This is a genomic window from Acinetobacter parvus DSM 16617 = CIP 108168 (assembly GCF_000368025.1).
In the GTDB taxonomy this organism is placed as follows: domain Bacteria; phylum Pseudomonadota; class Gammaproteobacteria; order Pseudomonadales; family Moraxellaceae; genus Acinetobacter; species Acinetobacter parvus.
Genome location: NZ_KB849212.1, coordinates 596,122 through 617,039, shown reverse-complemented (window position 1 = coordinate 617,039; position 20,918 = coordinate 596,122). Strand labels below are relative to the sequence as shown.

Genomic DNA, 20,918 nt, shown 5'->3' with positions numbered 1-20,918 from the left:
AGGCTTTAGCCAATCTAATGATCACGCTATACTGCTCCGAATTGTAAAAGTTAGGTGCTCAGATGCTTAAAGTCATTTGTTCCATCAGTTTATTATTGAGCAGTATGCTACTCACGGCATGTGGTCAGTCAGGGGCGTTGCAATTGCCATCGGACCCAAACCATGACAAACGCGCAACATACCTGCTGTATAAAAATGAAGCCGCTCAGGCCAAGGCTTCATCTAATGTAAATACTGAAAGTCAGGCAACACAATCACAGATCACCTCACCTTAAGTTTGTAAATAAGGACATCTTCATGAGTTTCACTCGCATTAATGGGGTATTGCACGCTGAGCAATGTTCATTGGACCAGCTCGCACAGCAATTCGGCACGCCTTTATATGTTTATTCGAAAGCAACTTTTGAGAAGCATTATCTGGATATGCACCGTGCCTTTGATTTTATTGATCATCAAATCTGTTTTGCAGTGAAGTCAAACTCAAATATTGCAGTGTTGAATGTTCTGGCAAAATTAGGTGCTGGTTTTGATATTGTGACGGGTGGAGAATTAGCGCGTGTGCTTGCGGCTGGTGGAGATCCAGCAAAAATTGTGTTCTCTGGTTTAGGTAAATCCGAAGCGGATATTGAAAAAGCTTTGACCGTAGGTATTGCCTGTTTTAATGTGGAGTCGCATGCCGAGCTGGATCGTATCCAGAAAGTAGCGGCGAAACTTGGTAAAAAAGCCCCAATTTCCTTACGTGTTAATCCAGATGTGGATGCGAAAACCCATCCTTATATTTCAACAGGCTTAAAGGAAAACAAGTTTGGTATTCCAAGTGATACAGTGAATGAGACCTATCAATATGCAGCTTCACTGCCGAATCTGGAGATTGTCGGGATTGACTGCCACATCGGTTCGCAATTGACTGAGACCAAACCATTTGTTGATGCGCTGGATCGGGTCATTTTAATGATTGAGCAGTTGAAAGGCTTGGGTATCAACCTCAAACATATTGATATTGGTGGTGGTTTGGGGGTTTGTTATAAAGATGAAACACCACCAAGCGTTGAGGAATATGCCAATGCGATGCGTCCAGCTTTGGAAAAACTGGGCTTAAAAGTCTATATGGAGCCAGGGCGTAGTATTTCTGCCAATGCAGGTGTATTACTCACCAGGGTGGATTTACTTAAACCAACCAATCACCGTAACTTTGCCATCATTGATGCAGCGATGAATGACTTAATTCGCCCCGCTTTATATGAAGCATGGATGGATATTCAGTCGGTGAATCCAAATCCTGATGTTGAAGTCAAAACCTGGGACCTGGTTGGTGCAATCTGTGAAACTGGCGATTTTCTCGGTAAAGAGCGTGATTTGGCATTGCAGGAAAATGATGTTCTCGCTGTATTGGGCGCAGGTGCCTACGGTTTTGTCATGAGTTCAAACTACAATACCCGTGGTCGCGCTGCCGAAGTCATGGTCAATGGTGATCAGGCCTATGTAATTCGTGAGCGTGAAAGCATAGAATCACTTTGGGAAAAAGAGTGTTTGTTGCCTAAGGAGTAAATTAAGATGTATTTAGAATTTACCAAAATGCATGGTCTGGGCAATGATTTTATGGTTGTTGACCTGATCACGCAGCGCGCTTATTTAGATGCGGTTACTATTCAGCGTTTGGCAGATCGTCATTTTGGCGTGGGTTTTGATCAACTGCTGATTGTTGAGCCACCTGATTTTCCAGATGTTGATTTTAAATATCGAATTTTTAATGCTGATGGTTCAGAGGTGGAACAGTGTGGTAATGGGGTACGTTGCTTCGCCCGTTTTGTGCATGAGCGTCAATTGACCACCAAAACCAAAATTCGTGTGCAGACCAAGGCTGGGATTGTTGAGCCAGAGTTAGGTGCAAATGGTTGGGTTCGGGTCAATATGGGACCGCCAAAATTTCTTCCTGAAGAAATCCCATTTATTACTCAGGAACATGAAGATGCTGAGGGCTTATATCAACTGGAACTTGCAGATAATAAAAGCATCAATATTGATGTGGTGAATATGGGCAACCCACATGCGGTGACTATTGTACCTGATGTATTAACTGCTGATGTTGAGCGTATCGGCCCACAAGTAGAATCACACGCACGTTTTCCTGCACGTGTAAATGCGGGTTTTATGCAAATCATTGATGAAAAGCATATCCGTTTGCGTGTATATGAACGTGGTGTGGGTGAGACCTTGGCCTGTGGTACAGGGGCTTGCGCGGCTGCGGTCAGTGGTATGCGCCGTGGCTTGCTTGCCAATGAGGTTGAGGTTCAGCTTGCAGGCGGTAAGCTACATATTGCCTGGCGTGAGGGTGATGTGGTCTGGATGACAGGTCCAACCACGCATGTCTATGATGCGCGTCTGGATTTAAGATATTTTCAAGGCTAAGGTTAGAATAAATAAACACCCTGAGTTGCAGGTTGTTTGTTTTTTAAAATAAAAATTAATTGCAAAGGGCAAAAATGAATAACTTGATTTTTCTAGCTGATGCATAAGGGGGTTGAGTGTGCAGACAGCTTTGCAACTCCTTTCCATGTGGTTAAAAGAGCGGATGATTCAAAATCAGTCTGAACACACCATCACGGCCTATCAACGAGATCTCACTGATTTCTTTAGTTTTTGTGAAAATAAACAATTACAATTACAGGATGTTGAAGCTTCAGACTTACGTGAATATTTAGCCGAGCGTGTTGAACGCGACCACCTGAGTTCCAGTAGCCTGCAACGTCACTTGACCTCCATCCGCCAATTTATGAAATGGGCTGAGCAAGGACAATATTTACAGCAGAATCCCTCAGAAGATTTTAAGTTAAAACGTCAACCCCGTCCCTTGCCAGGCATGATTGATATTGAAACCATCAATCAGATTCTGGATCAGCCTGCACCTGAAAAACCAATTGAGCAGCAATTATGGTTAAGGGATAGGGCGATGCTTGAGCTGTTATATTCGAGTGGTCTACGTTTAGCCGAGTTACAGGGTTTAACTGTCAAGGATATTGATTTTAATCGACAATTATTACGCATTACAGGTAAGGGCAATAAAACCCGAATTGTGCCTTTTGGAACCAAAGCTAAACAAAGTCTGGTTGAGTGGTTAAAAATCTATCGGATATGGCAGGGTGGTTTTGTAGCAGATTCAGCCGTGTTTATTTCACAGAAAGGTAACGCGCTGACCCCAAGACAGATTGAAAATCGGGTCAAATTACAGGCCCAACGGGCAGGAATCAGTGTCGATTTGCATCCACATTTATTACGACATTGTTTTGCCAGTCATCTGCTTTCTGCCAGTGGCGATCTACGTGCAATTCAGGAAATGTTGGGTCATAGTAACTTATCCACCACCCAAATCTATACCCATCTCGACTTTGAGCAATTGATGAATGTATATGACAAAAGCCATCCTCGGGCACAAAAAAGCTGAATCCTGATATATTATGTTGCAAAATTGGACGTTAAATAGGCAACTCATTTTACAGAGCACACTTAAACAATGTTCTTACTTTATTGCCCATTTTTTGCAAAAAGTGCTGAGTATTTGGATTTGCCCGAAATGATCAGTTACAGAACATCTGCTTTTTGTCTGCAAGATCTATTTTAGCTTGTTGAATTTTATAAAAATATTAATAAAATCAAAATGTAATATTGATAAGAGCGGATAGCTCAATTGAGTTGATTTCTCAGTGCTCTAAATTAGTGAACTGAGCATTTCATCTTTTTTACAGCCACATGGGAAATTGTGACTTGACCGAAATGCCAAATACATTGCAAGATAGAGCACCTAAAAAGTTTCGATCGAAGAGTTAGAATGCTCTTCACTACATTTACTTGCTTAGAACAGCCGAGGATTACATGAAGGCTCTTGTCGCTGTAAAACGTGTGGTTGATGCCAACGTTAAAGTTCGTGTTAAGCCGGACAATAGTGGGGTTGACCTTACCAACGTTAAGATGTCAATCAACCCATTCTGTGAAATCGCAGTGGAAGAAGCGGTTCGCTTAAAAGAAAAAGGAACGATTTCAGAAATCGTTGTTGTTTCAGTGGGTTCTAAAGACGCGCAAGAACAAATCCGTTCTGCAATGGCTTTAGGTGCTGACCGTGGTATTTTAGTTGAAACTGCTGACGAAGTTGGCGCTTTAGAAGTTGCTAAAATTCTAAAAGGCGTTGTTGATGCTGAAAAACCAGAACTTATTCTTCTTGGTAAACAAGCAATTGATGATGACTCTAACCAGGTAGGTCAAATGCTTGGCGCTTTACTTGGTGCTGGTCAAGGTACTTTTGCATCTGAAGTTAAAGTTGACGGTGGTAAAGTACAAGTTACTCGTGAAATCGACGGCGGTTTACAAACTGTTGAGCTTGCACTTCCTGCAATCATCACAACTGACTTACGTCTGAATGAGCCACGTTATGCTGCTCTTCCAAACATTATGAAAGCGCGTAAAAAACCGCTTGATATTAAGTCTCCTGCTGATTATGGCGTTGCAACTGGTACTAAACTTAAAACAATTAAAGTTGAAGCACCTGCTGAACGTAAAGCTGGCGTACAAGTGAAGTCTGTAGACGAGCTTGTAGAAAAATTGAAAAACGAAGCGAAAGTGATCTAATACAGAAGGATACAATCATGAGTATTTTAGTTATCGCTGATCACAACAACCAGACACTTAACGGTGCAACTTTAAACGTTGTTGCGGCAGCTCAAAAAATCGGTGGTGATATTACTGTATTAGTTGCTGGTTCTGGCGCTCAAGCAGTTGCTGATGCTGCTGCTAAAATTGCTGGTGTGAGCAAAGTATTACTTGCTGACAATGCTGCTTATGCGAACCAATTGGCTGAAAACGTTGCTAGCTTGGTTGCTGACATCGCAAAAGGCGGTTACAAATACGTATTAGCTGCTTCTACAACAACTGGTAAGAACATTCTTCCACGTGTTGCTGCACTTCTTGACGTAAGCATGATTTCAGACATCATTGCTGTTGAATCTGCAAATACTTTCAAGCGTCCTATCTATGCTGGTAACGCGATTGCAACTGTTCAATCAGATGAAGCGATTATCGTAGGTACAGTTCGTGGTACAGCATTTGATGCTGTAGCTGCTGAAGGCGGTTCTGCTGTAGTCGAAGCTGTTGCTGAGGTGAAAGATGCTGGTATTTCTAAGTTTGTAAGTGAAGAAATCGTGAAACTTGATCGCCCAGAATTAACTGCTGCGCGTATCGTTGTTTCTGGTGGTCGTGGTGTAGGTTCTGGTGAAAACTACCATAAAGTACTTGACCCATTAGCTGATAAGCTTGGTGCTGCTCAAGGTGCTTCACGTGCTGCTGTAGATGCTGGCTTTGTACCAAACGACTTCCAAGTAGGTCAAACAGGTAAAATTGTTGCACCTGACTTGTATATTGCTGTTGGTATCTCTGGTGCGATTCAGCACTTGGCAGGTATGAAAGATTCTAAAGTTATTGTTGCAATCAACAAAGACGAAGAAGCACCAATCAACAGCGTTGCTGACTACTGGTTAGTGGGCGACTTGAACACTGTTGTACCTGAATTGGTATCTAAACTTTAATTCGCTCTGAATAAAGTTGAAGAACGCCCCGAAAGGGGTGTTTTTTTATGTTAAAAATAAGAATAAATAAATGAGAGCATTACCGATGAATTATACTTTTAAGACCTATTTTCTGATGCTGGCTCATTATAATCAGTGGGCAAATCAAAAGTTATTTTCTACGCTCATCGGCTTAACAGAGGAGCAATTAAATCAAGATTGTAAAGTTTATTTTAAATCCCTTATGCAAACGGCAAATCATGTGTTGGTAGGAGATATACTTTGGTTTGAGCGTATCAAAGGTGTTGTTGCATCAACATATACTTTGGATGAAATTCTTTATAATCAACTCGCCCAATTAGAGAATGCTCGAATTGAACATGATCAAAGTCTGATAAATTTTATTCATGAACATGATGAAGTTTCATTCCATCAAACCATTGCTTATGTCCGTCGAGGTCAAATTTATACTGAGCCTTTGATTGAGATATTGGCACACCTATTTAACCATCAAACGCATCATCGAGGTCAAATGCACAGCATGATCTTTGAGCTAACAGCAAAGTCCTTGGAGCTAGACTTAATTTTCTTTCAAAGAGAATATGCCTATTTATACCGCTGATTTTAAAAAACTGGATTGAAGATTTTATTAAAAATGCCTTTATTTTGATTAAAAAGTAACCTTTTATTCTGTTCACTGAAAAATGGAAAACTAGATTTTTAACTTATTAATTCTAATAAATTTTTTATTGTAAAAAAATGCTATTTTCAGATTAGCAAACTCCCAGTTAACCTGTCATTTATGCTATAATTTTTCGCTATATTTTTTAATTTTAGTTCAAGTTTTTGGATTAAATTTTTGCAAGATTGAAGACATAAAAACAGGTGGAACCATCGACCTGTAAACAAGGAGTATGCATGAGCGTATCGGAAATCAGACCGATTGCCATTGAGGACGAACTCAAGCATTCATATCTAGATTACGCCATGAGCGTAATTGTATCTCGTGCATTGCCAGATGTGAGAGACGGTCTAAAACCTGTTCACCGTCGTGTATTGTTTGCGATGCACGAATTGGGCAATGATTATAACAAAGCATACAAAAAGTCTGCTCGTGTTGTCGGGGACGTGATTGGTAAATATCACCCTCATGGTGACAGTGCGGTATATGAAACCATTGTTCGTATGGCGCAGAATTTTAGCTTGCGTTACATGTTGGTTGATGGTCAAGGTAACTTCGGTTCTGTCGATGGGGATAGCGCAGCAGCAATGCGTTATACCGAAGTTCGTATGCAAAAGTTGACCCATGAAATCTTAGCAGACTTAGAAAAAGATACTGTTGATTGGGAAGATAACTACGACGGTTCTGAGCGTATTCCTCAAGTGATGCCGACACGTATTCCAAATCTTTTGATTAATGGTGCGACGGGTATTGCAGTCGGTATGGCGACCAATATGGCGCCACACAATATGACTGAAGTGGTCAATGCTTGTTTAGCCTATGCCAATAACCCAAATATCTCTATTGAAGGTTTGATGGAGCATATTACGGGGCCAGATTTCCCTACGGGCGGTATTATTTACGGTAAATCAGGCATTGTTGATGCCTATCGGACTGGTAAAGGCCGTTTGCATATTCGTGGTAAATATCACTTTGAGGAAGACCCAAAAACAGGCCGTACCACCATCGTCTTTACTGAGATTCCTTACCAAGTTAACAAAGCAAAAACCATTGAGCGTATTGCCGAGTTAGTCAAAGAAAAGAAACTTGAAGGTATTTCCGAACTGCGTGATGAGTCTGATAAAGAAGGCATGCGTATCGCGATCGACCTGAAGCGTGGCGAAAATGCAGAAGTTGCAGTGAATAATTTATTCCTGCATACACAACTTCAAAACTCGTTCAGCATTAACATGGTCTGTCTGGATAATGGTCAGCCTAAGTTGATGAACCTGAAAGACATCATTGCGGCGTTTATCCGTCACCGTCAGGAAGTGGTGACCCGCCGTACCATGTTCGAATTGCGTAAAGCACGCGAGCGTGGACATATCTTGGAAGGCTTAACCGTTGCCTTGGCCAATATTGATGCCATCATTGAAACCATTAAAACTTCTGCTAACCCCGCTGAAGCACGTGAGCGTTTACAGGTAGGTGAGTGGGCTGGCGGTGGCGTGGTGGCATTGCTGGAAAAAGCAGGTGCGATCTCTGTTCGTCCAGATGAAATTGAAGGCGAAGACCCAACTCGCCCATTTGGTTTGTCAGGTGAGATTTATCGCTTGTCACCTACGCAAGTTGCAGCAATCTTAGAATTACGTTTGCACCGTTTAACGGGTCTCGAACAAGACAAGTTACATGCAGAATATTCTGAAATCTTAGGTCAAATCGCTGAATTAAAAGCAATTCTCAATGATTTTAATTTATTGATGAATGTGATTCGTGAAGAGCTTGCTTTAATCTTGCAACAATATGGTGATGGGCGTCGTACTGAAATTGTTGAATCAGGCGTTGATTTCTGCCGTGAAGATTTGATCCCAGAAGAACAAGTGGTATTGACTGTTTCTCAAACAGGTTATGCGAAAACTCAACCACTTTCTGACTATCAAGCGCAACGTCGTGGTGGTCGTGGTAAGTCCGCTACTGCAATGAAAGATGATGACATCATCCAGCATTTGATTGTGGCATCAAACCATGCAACTGTCTTGTGCTTTACTGATGTGGGTAAAGTTTATCGTTTACGTGTCTTCGAAGTACCTCAAGCATCTCGTGGTGCCAAAGGTCGTCCGATCATTAATTTATTACCTTTAGATGCGAATGAAACTGTAACTGCAATCTTGCCGTTGACAGAGTTCCCAGAAAATCACTATGTATTTATGGCAACGGCCTCAGGTACGGTGAAACGTGTGGAATTGGCACAATTCAGTAATATCCGTGCCAATGGTTTACGTGCAATTGAACTGAATGAAGAAGATACCTTGATTGGTGTTGCGATTACTGATGGTAATCAGCAAATCATGCTGTTCTCGAATGAAGGTAAAGCAATTCGTTTTGCTGAAACAGATGTTCGTGCGATGGGACGTACTGCCAAAGGTGTGCGTGGTATGCGTGTCAGCTTTGCCAGCAATACCATTGAAGCTGAAGATGCTGACGTTGAAAATGATGATAGCGATGACAATGATGATTCGTCTGATTCAAATGTATTGAGCCGTATCGTATCTCTCGTTGTGGTACCTGAAACAGGTGAGGTGCTGTGTGCGAGTGCCAACGGTTATGGTAAACGTACTCCAGTGAATGACTTCCCGACCAAGAAGCGTGGTGGTAAGGGGGTAATTGCGATTAAGACCTCTGAACGTAATGGTGAGCTTGTCGGTGCGGTATCAATTGATGAAAGCAAAGAGCTTATGTTGATTTCTGATGGTGGTACCTTAGTCCGTACTCGTGCTGCCGAGGTTGCGATGACTGGTCGTAATGCTCAAGGTGTTCGTTTAATTCGTCTCAGCGATGCAGAAACATTAGTTGGTGTTGTTTCAATTGATGCTGTTGAAGTGGAAGATGAGGACGAATTAGAGCTGATCGAAGGCGTAGAAAATCCAGAGGCGCAAACAGCAACTTCAGAAGAAGTTGCAGTAGAACCTAAAGATGATACTCCAGAAGCTTAAGTGATAAGTTGTTAAAAAAGGAAGCTAATTAGCTTCCTTTTTTATTGGCTTTAGCATGACTAAACGATAATAAGAGCAAGCCAACAAGATTCCACCAAGAGTTGCTAAATAAATCAGTTTAGGTATCACGATTGCTGTAGGTACTCCCATCTGATTTAATTGCACAAACATTTGAACACCATGTGTAGATGGAAGAGTCCAAGCTAAGTATTGCATCCATTCAGGCATAGCTGCATGTGGCCAAGCAGTACCTGTTAATAAGAAAAGAGGGACTGAGGTGACAACAATTAAATGTCCTACACGTTCAGGCATATCTACTAAAGATCCAACCAGCATCGCTAGACCGATAATACAACTTACATAAACTGGCGTTGCAAGCAGCGTTCCCCAGAAATTTCCACCATGAGGATAGTCATAAAGCCAAAATGTAAAACCGAAGAGATATAAACAACCAAGACAACCTATTGTGAGAATTGCTGTAAAAGTTGCCCAAAACTCGATTGGTTTTGCGATCCAACCTGATTCACGATAGCTCGCAATCAACATAGCCAGACCTAATAACAGTGTCTGATGAATAATTAAACTCGCAACAGCGGGAAAAATATAACTTCCATATCCAGATAATGTATTAAATAACGGAATATCGTGGATTGGCAGCTCAATTTCAAATTGGGAGGCTTCGCCAAATTTTTCCAAATGCTCTTTCAGTGTATATTCGATCGAGGTCGCAAGACCTGTAGCAGCTTCTTTAGTTTGTAAAAAATATGCTGTACTGAGATAAAGCCCAATCCCTCCCATTTCACCACGTCTGAGGCTTTGACTCAGGTTTTCTGGAAGTAATAAGATCGCTTCAGCTTTTTGGTTTTTCACCATTTGTTCTGCTTCAAGGAAGTTCCCTGTGACAGCCTGTATCTGGATATGGGGGCTACTAGCAGTTTGACTAATAATTTTAGAGCTTAAAACACTTTGTTCTTCATCAACAATCACGATCGGAATATTTTCTGCAACTTGCGCTTTATAGGCAGTTGGATAGAAAAAGCTATACATGAGGATAGAGGCAATCAGTGTGGTAAACACTGAGTTATTTTTCACAATATTTTTGAAAGTTTGTTTGTAATAAAAGAAAAATGATTTCATGAGTGAATCTCCTGAACATTTTTCCTCAATAAACGAAGACTTAATAAGCTAAATATCACTGCAAAAACGAGCAGAATAATGAAAGGTATAACTGAAATAATGACATCGCTTCCAATCACCCATTGCTCAGTTTGTAATTTTGCGTAAGGGGTAAATGGAATAATCATTGACCATAATTGTGTAAATGCAGGAGCATTATTTAAGGGGAGTGTGACACCTGCGAAACTCATGGATGAGCCACCATATAGTGCGATAAAACCAAAACTTTTAGGCAGGTCTTTGGTAGCTAAGATAACGCTACTGCTGATCATGGCATAGGCAAAATAAAACACAAACTGAGCGATCAAAAGAAAGCTAAGTGAGCCTGCGATAAAATAACCTTTGACCTGGCTGAGCCAGAACATCCAGCACCATGTCCAGAAACAAAAAATCAGCACATAAAGCAAAATTTTTCCAAAAAATCGAGAAACAATCTGTGTTGAACCTAGCCATTCTGCAAAGGTATGACGCTTAAATTCTTGCCCGATTGCGAATGCAATACAACAACACAGCAATAAATGGAGTACTGCAGGAACAATGAACGGTCCTAAAAATAGCTCATAACTCATGCTGGGGTTATATAGCATCGAGACTTTGACATGTGGCGTAGGGAATTCAGCATAAGGGATTTTATTTGCTAAATAACTGTTACCTAAATAGTCGCCAATGGCATTGAGGGTGCTACTTTGCATTGCTGAAGCAATGGTATTGCCAATAGTAAAAAAAGATTGGTTATACGCCATACTAATTTGAGCATTTTTTGCCTGAACAAGTCGTTGCTCCGCACCTTCAGGAATGAAAACAAAACCCCAAACCTGAGTACTATTAATCATACGTTCAACTTCGTCTTGACTTGAACTGATAGTCTTTACACTTAGACTTGGGTTAATACTGAGGTTATGAATGATTTGTCGGCTTAATTGGCTTTGATCTTGGTCAACAATGGCAATCGGTAAGTGCTCAGCTTTTCCAGCCGAAAGCATGCTGGTAAAAAAGATGATGATCAATAAAGGCATAATGATTGCCATAAATGCATCTACTTTATGGCATTTTAAATAACGCAACTCTCGAAGCATTGCAGCAAACATTGGTTATTTTGCCTCTTTAATTTTAAAAAGTACGCTCATTCCAACTTTAAGATCTGGAATAGATTGCTCAGGTACTAAGTGGAATTTAAAGCTGCGAATATCATAACCACCCGTTTGACGTGTGGTTTTAATGGTTGCAAAGTCTCCTTCAACATCAATGTTCTTCACTTTAAATGTGACTTTTTGATTCAGCGCAGGTACGAAACCATCTAAAGTTTTGTTTTGATATACACTTTCATACATATCTTCACGGACATTTAAACTGACCCACATCTCATGGTCTTCAATAATACTGACGACAGGCACACCAGTTGCGACTAACTCTGTTGGTTTGCCATAGGTTTTCGATACAGTACCGTCGACCGGTGAATAGAGCTTGGTTTCTTCTGTCAATGCATTTGCTTCTTTGACAGCAGCTTGTGCCATGGCGACTTTTGCATCGGCAGTTGATTTCTGTTGTTCGGTGCTACCACGTTTAGCGCGTGCATATTGTTGATATGACGCCTCAGCAGTTTCACGGGCAGAGGTTTGTGCCGCAAGCATCTCATCACGACGTTGACGAGAAATCACACCTTGTTGATAGAGGTTTTCACCTCGTTTATAGGTTGTTGCTGCAAGTTCTGCTTGCGTTTTTAAAGCTTGCCAGTTGGCATACAGAGTTTCAATATTTTCTTGTTGAGAACCACGATAAACGGTTGACTGGAATGCCATTGCACTTTGCAAGGCGGCTTGGGCTTGTTCTTTTTTGGCTTCAAGTTCGGGACTCACAAAGCGAATAAGCGCTTGCCCTTTTTTTACGGCTTGTCCTTCAGTTACATAAAATTCTTCGATACGACTAGGTACTTTGGTGCTGATGTTTATTGTTTCAGCTTCAACTCGTCCTTGTAATTCAACTGCTTGGGGTTGATATGCTTTCCATAAACCATATGCAATTAAGCCAAGCAAAATAAATACAATAATTAGACCAATAATTTTAGCTTTACCTTTCTGGGGTGGTTGCGCTGGTGGTTCCTGAGTATTTGATGGTGTAGCAGTCTTGTTAGTGTCAATTTGTTCTGTTGAAGATGCTTGCTCATTTACGACGTTAGTCGTTTGCGTTTCATCCGCTTTTGCCACGTTATCTGTATCGCGTTTTGAATTGGATGATGATTGATTTTGGCTCATAAATGTCTCCAATTAACGGATAAAATCAGTACGTGGTTGATTAACATAGAGCTTGAACTCGTCAATCGAGCCATAGCTTTGTAATAGGGTTGCTAAAGATAAAATATATTTATATGCATTGATTGCCATTTCACTTCTCAATGCATTCAATGCATTTTGTGCATCGATGACTTGAGTTGCAGTTCCCATACCTTCCTTAAAGGAAAGTTGTTGAATACGTAGATTCTCTTGTGCTGCTTTGGTGTTTTGTGTCAATAGTTGGTGGCTGGTTTGCGAAGCATTCAATTCGCTATAGGATTTGTACAGCACATTTTCAATTTCTTGCTTGGTACGTTCTGTCATGAGTTCTGCCGCATAACGTTTTAGTTCTGCTGCATGTACGTTTTTATTTTTATCGACACCAGAGAATAAATTGTATTTTGCCATAACGCCAATGATCCAATTTTCTTTCTCATCTAAACCATATTCACCAAAAGCAAAGACACTTGGCTTTTTAGCTGCTTGCTGAATTCGGACATTTTCATTGGCTAGCTGTGTGTCCATTTGCAGTTTTTTGATGAGGCTTGAATTTTGGTCGTAGTTTGCAAGTAGCTTATCTAATGAATGATTTTGATCTGTATTTACGAATAGGGGAGTGCTGAGATTTAATGGCGCTTTAGTTTGCAATAAATTTTGTAAACTAAACTGACTCGCTTGTAGATTCGATTGTGCATTTTGATAGGTACGTTGCGCATTATTACGAGCAACTTCAAATTGCATGCGTTGTCCTTTATTTATAAAACCCTGCTTTTCTAACTTTAATGCATTGTCATAATGTTGTTGCATTGCATTTAGATTAAATAAACTGGTGCTTAATAATTGTTGCTGCAATTGCACATTAAAATAGGTCTGAATCATTTCAAAACGCTGAGAATCTTGTTGCTGTTTCTCACTGATGTCAGAACGCTTGGATTGAATACTGGCAATTTGTTTGGCACTACTGATTTTTCCACCTGTATAAAGTGGCATGACCATAGAAACAGATGTTCTCACATCATGATCTTTAATGGTGACATCTAAATTATTGGGTACTTTATTTAATCCATCACTGACGGTTTGATCAAAACCTTGGCTGACTTGATCGATGACTTCTGGTGGGAACACATTTCCCCATTGAGATAATTTGTCATCAAAACCACGTGTAAGTGAGTTTTCTAATCGGCGTTTACTTGACTCTAAAGGAACACTTGTTTCACTATGAAAAGAATAAGCACGTGCATTTAAATCAATTCGCGGAAGCCCTAAATGTTTGACAGCTTCCATCTCTAAGCGAGATGCTTGTTGAAGTGCCTGCTGGGCTTGAGTTGAATATGCATTTTCTACGACAAATTTCTCTGCTTCACTATAGCTGAGTGTCTGAGCAAGTGTAGATGTAGAAAATAAGGCATAACTGATTAAACTAATACAGAGACTTAGCTGTTTTGGAAACCGTGTGACCTTAGAACTCGGTCGATTATGTCGCTTCAACATTATGGTATGTCGCACTTTAATAATATCCTGAGTGAGTCTAAATTCTTTTTATAAAATTAAAATAATATTTTTTAATTAAATAGTTATATTGCTGATGTTGATGTATCAAATTTGTAAAAAGTAGAGTTTTTAATCTAAATATATTTCCTGAAAATTAGATAATTTGCTCATAAATAAATAGAAACGGTTGTTGTTAAAATCAGTCAAATACCCAAAGATGATTGAAATATTTATTGGATAAGCTGCTGCAAGCTACGTCAATCTGTGCTTAAATTCCTATCTCAATTTGTTTCACTTTGACAAGGGAAAATTCATGCGTGCTTATAATTTCTGCGCTGGTCCTGCTGCATTACCTACTGCCGTTTTAGAAAAAGCTCAACAAGAAATGTTGGATTGGCAGGGTAAGGGGCTGTCGATCATGGAAATGAGTCATCGTAGCAATGATTATGTTGCTGTGGCAGAAAAGGCAGAAGCTGATCTACGCAAGCTCATGAATATCCCTGAGAACTATAAAGTATTGTTCCTGCAAGGTGGTGCATCCTTACAATTCTCAGCAATTCCTTTAAATCTGCTTGGAAAAAATAACAAGGCAGATTATATCCATACAGGAATCTGGTCTGAAAAGGCACTAAAAGAAGCCAAGCGCTACGGCGATGTAAATGTTGTAGATGCGGCCACTTTGATTGATGGCAAACATGCGATCACTGAACAAAGCACTTGGAACCTTTCTGATCATGCGGCTTATGTGCATTATGCAGATAATGAAACCATTGGTGGTTTACAGTTCGCCGATGTTCCAGAGGTAAATGCGCCGTTGGTGTGTGACTTTTCTTCAAGTATTTTGTCTGCGCCATTGGATGTGAGCAAATTTGGCCTCATCTACGCGGGTGCGCAAAAGAATATTGGTCCTGCGGGATTAACCATTGTCATTATTCGTGATGATTTGCTGGATCAGGCAAAACCTGAAATTCCAAGCATCCTAAAATATGGCGACCAAGCCAAGAATGGTTCAATGGTCAATACGCCAGCGACCTATGCATGGTATTTGTCTGGTCTAGTATTTGAGTGGCTGCTTGAGCAGGGTGGTGTAGATGCAATCTACAAAATCAACCAGGACAAGGCAAAACTCCTCTATAGTTATATTGATGCTAGCGACTTCTATAACAATCCAATCGCCATTGCAAACCGTTCAATGATGAATGTGCCATTTACCCTGGCTGATGAAGCACTTGAGAAAACATTCCTGAAAGAAGCTGAACAGAAGCATTTACTTAATCTGGCAGGTCACCGTTCAGTAGGTGGTATGCGTGCAAGTATTTACAACGCAGTTCCTTTAGAGGGTGTCCAGGCACTTGTGAACTTTATGGATGATTTTGCGAAACGTCACGGTTAAGCAATAACTGATCTCAAACAAAAGCCCTCAACATTGAGGGCTTTTGTTTATATGTATAAGTTGAAAATGGTCAAAAATTAGAACAAGCCAATTTGATGAAAAATAAGTGCTGCTAAAAACATACCAAGTAAAAAAAAGCAAAAAGCACCAACATCAAGTTTAAGAGTTTCATCACTCGATGGAATAACACTGGTGGTCGTTTGTTCTGGTATAATTTTCATTAGAACGCCTAAAAATGCCACTTATGCGATTTTTTGTCACTTTAGTGCAGTTTTAGCATAAATATTCGCCTGAATCCAGATGTTGCCGCGAATATATTCACCAATGTTAAAGTTTTTATACAAAACATTTTTAGTGGCAATACGTATTAAAATTGCAGATAAATCATCTTCCAATACCAGTGTTACATCATACAGGGTATATTCATCCTGCATAAACTGCATGGTGGTTTTACCCACGATATTTCCCTGAAACCATGCTTCATCTTCCTGACCTAATGTCTCACCATATAGATAGGCGACCATTTTAGAAAAGTCGACAGTGACAGGTTCTTGATCTTCTGGGGTTTTGGGTTGCCACTCATTAATCAGTTCCTGTAGGTTATCGGGGGCAATACCATTATGTTCCGCCAGAATTGCATTTAATGCGCGGTGGTGCTTAATTGAGGCTGGATCATCAACAATGATTTTTTCATCTTTAGAAACGGTTTCCAATTCATATGCCCAGGCATTAAATTGAACCTGATAACTCTGGTTTTTGTCATATTGACAGCGATTTACACTAAATAAACTATCAAAGGCATAAATAACCGTATTTTTATTTAGACTTAATCTTAATACCGCCTGAGTTGCGGAATCACAGGTAATTATTCGTTCAATTTTTGCATCGTATTTATATGGGCTTTCAAAACTCGGAAACGCAGTTTTTAATGCGCGTGGCTTTTGGTCCTCAACCACAATAATTTGATTAATTGAGATCGCCTCACCGCTTGGTCCCTGAATCAGCCAGAATGACTGGTCCATCTCCTGTTCATCTTCACATAGACCCATGGGCATCACAGGTGCATCCAGCGCCAGTCCTAACCATTTGGGAACATCTGTTTCGGGTGTATCAGTCAATAGGTTCCAATGCTCAACATGATTGCCGAAATTTTGATCTTGAATTTTAATAGTTTCAGGACTGTTTTGATTTTTCATAAAAACATAATACAAAGAGATTCAACTTATTTTATTAAATCGAGGGTCGCAGCGTTTTTTCAAGTCTGGATATGTAATTCTATGGAATTTAATTCATTTTTAGATGAAAAAAATACCTGTCTCAACATTGGCAGTATTGTTCACTCCACTGTCATGGCAATCTGCTACACTATATTTTTTCCTTGTTGAGCCTATCCAACGTGCTGCCATTTAAATTGTGGGTGGATGCTGATGCGCTGCCTAAAATTTTGCGTGAGGTGATTTTACGTGCCTCTGATCGTTACCAACTGGAAGTGACTTTTGTAGCCAACCAAAATGTGGGGATTACCCCATCGGTGCGGATTAAATCAATTCAGGTGATGAGTGGGGCAGACCGAGCCGATCAGGAAATTGTAGAACGGATGCAGGAAAATGACATTGTTATTACGCAGGATATTCCGCTTGCCGCCCAGGTAATTGAAAAGGGGGGTATTGCCATTCATCCTCGTGGTGAGATTTATACTACTGCGAATGTTAAAGCCCGTCTGCATTTGCGCGATTTCATGGACACACTGCGTGGCGCAGGTGTGCAGACAGGCGGTCCACCGCCAATCTCGGAACGGGATAAACGTGAGTTTTCAAGCTCATTGGACCAGACCATTTTAAAGCAAAAACGGAAAACAGCTTCTTCTTGAGCCTGCCATTATGCCATCACGTATGAATCTCATGCTTAGCTATGGATTGCTGGTGTTTATCTGGGCAACCACACCGTTGGCAATTGTCTGGAGTGTGGCTGATTTGCATCCTATGTGGGCATTGGTGTTACGCTTTTTTATTGCCTTGCCTCTGGCTGCAACCATTTTAATGCTGTTAAGGATTCAGTTTCCCACGCATAAAATTGCATTATTCAGCTATATCGCAGGTTCATTAAGCCTGATTGGTTCACAGATCTTTACCTATGCCGCCACCGCCTATTTAAGCTCAGGTTTAATCGCATTGATGTTTGGGTTGGCACCGATTATGGCGGGACTTATAGGACGCTTTGCCTTCCAGCAAAAACTGGCAGGATTGCAGTGGCTGGGCATGGGTACATCAATTGCTGGGTTAGCCTTGATCTGTCTCAGCGGTAGCCAGAAGCATGTACAGCCGATAGGGATTGTCCTGATGCTGATCAGTGTATTTGCCTATTCACTCTCGATTTTTCTGGTGAAAAAGATTAATGCGGATGTGCAGCCTATGGCGCAGGCGACAGGTTCAATTCTCGTCTCAACTGTGTTGGCAGCTTTGCTTTTGCCGTGGATTTGGCAGTATGCACCCACTCATTTGCCCTCAGTCAAATCGCTATTGGCACTTGCTTATACTGTGGTTATGGCCTCACTGATTGCCATGTTCTGCTATTTTAAACTGGTGCAGAACCTAAAGGCGACCACACTGTCATTAACAACGGTGATGACGCCAATGCTGGCGATATTGATCGGGGCTTACCTGAACCATGAGCAATTGTCAGCTCAGGTATTTGTAGGTGCTGTGGTAATTTTGTTTGGCCTATTCCTTTATTTCTATAAAGATTTAGGCCTGTATCGCCGTTTAAAGATATAAGTTATATCTCACATTGTGACTAATTCGGCTCATCCTGTTGCGCCTGTTGAATACTGGCAGCCAGCTTGGCACGGTCCTGCGGATGCAGGGTGATGAAATAGGCACCTATACGAAATTCATGTGGTTCTTCTGTTTCATTGCAATAAGCCACTTGGGCAATTGCTGCAATATGAAAGAAATTTTCAGGATGGCTCAGAGTAATATGGATATAGGCATCTTGTGCAAGCGGCTGCGAGCTAAAAAAGCTTAGACCATGTTCAGAAACATTAACCTGCTCAGGTACAGGCAATAGCGACTGCACGATATTGTCATAAAAAGAGCCTGTAATCAGGTTCAGTTTTTGATTAAAAAGGGATAAGATACGGGCAATTTGTTGATCTTTTTCATTTAATTGTTCTAATTCGTAGCCAAGCGCATGATCAAATTGATCTAATTCAGCAAGTAGTAGAAAATAGCGAGGCAATACAAAATGAGAATCATAGGGATCATTCAAGGCAGCATCTATTGGAATGATTTGATAATTGATTCTTAACACGGCATCAATACGGGACATCGTGCGACGTTCAGTTTTGTCGTCAGCAACATGATGCAGTGTATTTTCCATAATAAATCACCTCGGACTAGATGGTATGTTTAAACCAATTTCGCTGTATATAGGGTTGAGATACACTCGTGCTCGGCGGAGTAATCATTTTATTTCTTTCATCGCTCTGGTTTCCATGATTGGTTTAACCTTGGGCGTTGCTGTCCTCATTACAGTGTTATCTGTCATGAATGGTTTTGACCGCGAATTAAAAAATCGTGTTCTGGGAATGGTTCCACAAGCCACTGTTTCTTCTACTCAAATTCTAACAGATTGGCCTGAGCTTGTAAAAAGAGTTGAACGCCATCCGCATGTCACTGGAGTCGCGCCATTTACCCAGTTACAGGGCATGTTGACTGCCCAGGGACAAGTGGCTGGCATTATGGTAACAGGGATTGAGCCTGAATATGAAAAAAAGGTTTCGATCATCCAAAACCACATGGTTTCTGGTGATTTAAATGCATTGAAAAAAGGTGAGTTCGGTATTGTCCTTGGTAAGGATATGACTGATGCACTGGGCTTGGGCCTAAATGACAACGTGACTTTGGTTCTGCCAGAGGCGACACCATCCCCAGCAGGTGTGGTGCCGCGTTTTAAACGTTTTAAGGTCGTGGGTATTTTTAGTGTGGGGGCAGAGGTGGATTCAATGGTCGGCTATATCGCCCTGAATGATGCCTCAACCTTGTTGCGTCTGCCAGATGGTGCGCAGGGCGTGCGCTTAAAACTGGATGATATTTTTGCTGCCCCTAGAGTGGCCAATGATATTGTGAACCAGTTGCCAAGCAACTTCTATGCATCCAACTGGACCTATACGCATGGCAATTTGTTCAATGCGATCCAGATGGAAAAGACTCTAGTCGGTTTATTATTGGTGCTGATTATTGTAGTGGCCGCATTTAACATCGTTTCATCGTTAGTCATGGTCGTGACTGATAAAAAATCTGACATTGCAATCCTGCGTACCCTGGGTGCCTCACCTTCCATGATTACCAAAATCTTTATGGTGCAGGGCACAGTGATTGGGGTTATTGGAACGATTGCAGGGACAATTTTAGGTGTGACCTTGGCCTTGACCATCAGTGATATTATTTCATGGTTCAATACTGCTTTAGGCTTGAACCTGTTTGATGCCTATTTTGTGCATTACCTACCATCCTATCTCAGATGGCAGGATGTGGTGGTGATTGTCACAGTTTCATTATTGTTAAGCTTCCTTGCCACTATTTACCCTGCATTGCGTGCAGCCAAAGTTCAACCAGCCGAGGCGTTGCGTTATGAGTAAGATTGTTTTAGAAGCCAAAGACATCTATAAACATTTTGATGATGGCAAAACTAAGGTTGAAGTGATCAAAGGCTTGTCACTGCAAGTGAACGCGGGTGAGTTCGTCTCTATTGTCGGTTCGAGTGGTTCAGGTAAAAGTACACTGCTGCATGTGTTGGGTGGTTTGGAACAACCCTCACAGGGACAGGTCTTTTTACAAGGACAACGTTTTGACAATCTAGGTGAAGCGGAGCGTGGCTATAAGCGTAACCAATATCTGGGTTTCGTTTATCAGTTCCATCATTTACTGCCTGAGTTTTCGGCGCTGGAAAATGTGGCAATGCCGTTAATGTTGCGCCGTGAAAGTAACTTTAAGGATGTGAAGAAACAGGCTGAATACTTGCTTGATCGTGTCGGTTTATCGCATCGTTTAGACCATAAACCTGGTGAGCTTTCAGGAGGTGAGCGCCAGCGTGTGGCTTTAGCCCGTGCCTTGGTGACCAAGCCTGCTGTAGTGCTTGCGGATGAACCAACAGGCAACCTTGACCGTAAAACAGCCTTGAGCATTTTTGAGTTACTGACTGACTTGAAAAAAGAGCTGAATATGGCAATGTTGATTGTGACGCATGATGAGCAGTTGGCACAGTCAGCCGATTCAATTCTGCATATGCAGGATGGTTTATGGATTAATCCAAAATAATTTATTTTGCTTAATCTCTTGTTAAAGCCCTGAAAACGGGCTTTAATTTTGCGTTCAGAAAAAT

General features: G+C 41.1%; 20 protein-coding genes. 13 read left to right on the top strand and 7 right to left on the bottom strand.

Annotation, left to right across the window (positions count from 1 at the left end; all coding sequences use genetic code 11):
• Positions 1-62: 62 nt before the first annotated feature.
• The 8 genes from lptM to gyrA all read left to right on the top strand — a co-directional run bounded on the left by lptM (position 63) and on the right by gyrA (position 9,206).
• Positions 63-275 (top strand): LPS translocon maturation chaperone LptM, encoded by a 213-nt coding sequence (gene lptM, locus F988_RS09505; protein ID WP_004682713.1) that lies wholly within the window; start codon positions 63-65, stop codon positions 273-275.
• A 22-nt stretch (positions 276-297) separates the two neighbouring features.
• Entirely contained in the window at positions 298-1,548 is a 1,251-nt protein-coding gene (gene lysA, locus F988_RS09500; protein ID WP_004682712.1) for a diaminopimelate decarboxylase, read from the top strand.
• A 6-nt stretch (positions 1,549-1,554) separates the two neighbouring features.
• Positions 1,555-2,409, top strand: a complete 855-nt coding sequence (gene dapF / locus F988_RS09495) for a diaminopimelate epimerase (protein ID WP_004676767.1) — start codon at positions 1,555-1,557, stop codon at positions 2,407-2,409.
• A 145-nt stretch (positions 2,410-2,554) separates the two neighbouring features.
• Complete coding sequence (gene xerA, locus F988_RS09490; RefSeq protein ID WP_010589147.1) at positions 2,555-3,442, top strand: site-specific tyrosine recombinase/integron integrase; 888 nt, start codon at positions 2,555-2,557, stop codon at positions 3,440-3,442.
• A gap of 428 nt (positions 3,443-3,870) precedes the next feature.
• On the top strand, positions 3,871-4,620 hold the full coding sequence (locus F988_RS09485; RefSeq protein WP_004682710.1) for an electron transfer flavoprotein subunit beta/FixA family protein: 750 nt from the start codon (positions 3,871-3,873) through the stop codon (positions 4,618-4,620).
• Between the two features lie 17 nt (positions 4,621-4,637).
• On the top strand, positions 4,638-5,573 hold the full coding sequence (locus F988_RS09480; protein ID WP_004682709.1) for an electron transfer flavoprotein subunit alpha/FixB family protein: 936 nt from the start codon (positions 4,638-4,640) through the stop codon (positions 5,571-5,573).
• 85 nt (positions 5,574-5,658) lie between these two features.
• Positions 5,659-6,174 carry a DinB family protein gene (locus tag F988_RS09475; protein WP_004682708.1) on the top strand — a complete coding sequence of 172 codons (516 nt, stop codon included), beginning with the start codon at positions 5,659-5,661 and terminating at the stop codon, positions 6,172-6,174.
• Positions 6,175-6,470: 296 nt separating this feature from the next.
• Entirely contained in the window at positions 6,471-9,206 is a 2,736-nt protein-coding gene (gene gyrA, locus F988_RS09470) for a DNA gyrase subunit A (RefSeq protein ID WP_004682707.1), read from the top strand.
• A gap of 24 nt (positions 9,207-9,230) precedes the next feature.
• Here the strand turns inward: gyrA and F988_RS09465 are convergent, their stop codons facing one another.
• From F988_RS09465 to F988_RS09450, 4 genes are read right to left on the bottom strand one after another with little or no spacing between them, the layout of a single operon-like run.
• Positions 9,231-10,343, bottom strand: coding sequence for an ABC transporter permease (locus F988_RS09465; RefSeq protein ID WP_004682706.1), 1,113 nt, complete (start codon positions 10,341-10,343; stop codon positions 9,231-9,233).
• Positions 10,340-11,470, bottom strand: a complete 1,131-nt coding sequence (locus F988_RS09460; protein ID WP_004640160.1) for an ABC transporter permease — start codon at positions 11,468-11,470, stop codon at positions 10,340-10,342. Before F988_RS09460 ends, F988_RS09465 begins: the two co-directional genes overlap by 4 nt.
• Positions 11,471-11,473: 3 nt before the next feature.
• A complete protein-coding gene (locus tag F988_RS09455) occupies positions 11,474-12,634 on the bottom strand; it encodes an HlyD family secretion protein (RefSeq protein ID WP_004682705.1) in 1,161 nt (386 codons plus the stop codon).
• A 12-nt stretch (positions 12,635-12,646) separates the two neighbouring features.
• Positions 12,647-14,143 (bottom strand): TolC family protein, encoded by a 1,497-nt coding sequence (locus F988_RS09450; protein WP_004777299.1) that lies wholly within the window; start codon positions 14,141-14,143, stop codon positions 12,647-12,649.
• 313 nt (positions 14,144-14,456) lie between these two features.
• On the opposite strand from F988_RS09450, the gene serC reads away from it, so the two are divergent.
• Complete coding sequence (gene serC / locus F988_RS09445) at positions 14,457-15,536, top strand: 3-phosphoserine/phosphohydroxythreonine transaminase (protein WP_004682703.1); 1,080 nt, start codon at positions 14,457-14,459, stop codon at positions 15,534-15,536.
• A 77-nt stretch (positions 15,537-15,613) separates the two neighbouring features.
• On the opposite strand, the gene F988_RS15220 is transcribed toward serC, so the two are convergent.
• Both F988_RS15220 and F988_RS09440 read right to left on the bottom strand, forming a co-directional pair.
• Positions 15,614-15,757 (bottom strand): hypothetical protein, encoded by a 144-nt coding sequence (locus F988_RS15220; protein WP_004676793.1) that lies wholly within the window; start codon positions 15,755-15,757, stop codon positions 15,614-15,616.
• A gap of 36 nt (positions 15,758-15,793) precedes the next feature.
• A complete protein-coding gene (locus F988_RS09440) occupies positions 15,794-16,732 on the bottom strand; it encodes a hypothetical protein (RefSeq protein ID WP_004682702.1) in 939 nt (312 codons plus the stop codon).
• A gap of 200 nt (positions 16,733-16,932) precedes the next feature.
• Between F988_RS09440 and F988_RS09435 the strand changes: the two genes are divergently transcribed.
• Together F988_RS09435 and F988_RS09430 are read left to right on the top strand one after the other, a co-directional pair.
• Positions 16,933-17,406 (top strand): YaiI/YqxD family protein, encoded by a 474-nt coding sequence (locus tag F988_RS09435; RefSeq protein ID WP_004676796.1) that lies wholly within the window; start codon positions 16,933-16,935, stop codon positions 17,404-17,406.
• A gap of 10 nt (positions 17,407-17,416) precedes the next feature.
• Positions 17,417-18,310 (top strand): DMT family transporter, encoded by an 894-nt coding sequence (locus tag F988_RS09430; protein ID WP_004682701.1) that lies wholly within the window; start codon positions 17,417-17,419, stop codon positions 18,308-18,310.
• A gap of 19 nt (positions 18,311-18,329) precedes the next feature.
• On the opposite strand, the gene F988_RS09425 is transcribed toward F988_RS09430, so the two are convergent.
• Positions 18,330-18,914 carry a PilZ domain-containing protein gene (locus tag F988_RS09425; protein WP_004682700.1) on the bottom strand — a complete coding sequence of 195 codons (585 nt, stop codon included), beginning with the start codon at positions 18,912-18,914 and terminating at the stop codon, positions 18,330-18,332.
• Positions 18,915-18,939: 25 nt separating this feature from the next.
• Between F988_RS09425 and F988_RS09420 the strand changes: the two genes are divergently transcribed.
• Positions 18,940-20,175 (top strand): lipoprotein-releasing ABC transporter permease subunit, encoded by a 1,236-nt coding sequence (locus F988_RS09420; protein ID WP_004682699.1) that lies wholly within the window; start codon positions 18,940-18,942, stop codon positions 20,173-20,175.
• On the top strand, positions 20,168-20,854 hold the full coding sequence (lolD, locus tag F988_RS09415; RefSeq protein ID WP_004682698.1) for a lipoprotein-releasing ABC transporter ATP-binding protein LolD: 687 nt from the start codon (positions 20,168-20,170) through the stop codon (positions 20,852-20,854). The genes F988_RS09420 and lolD overlap by 8 nt, the downstream gene beginning before the upstream one ends.
• Positions 20,855-20,918 lie beyond the last annotated feature (64 nt).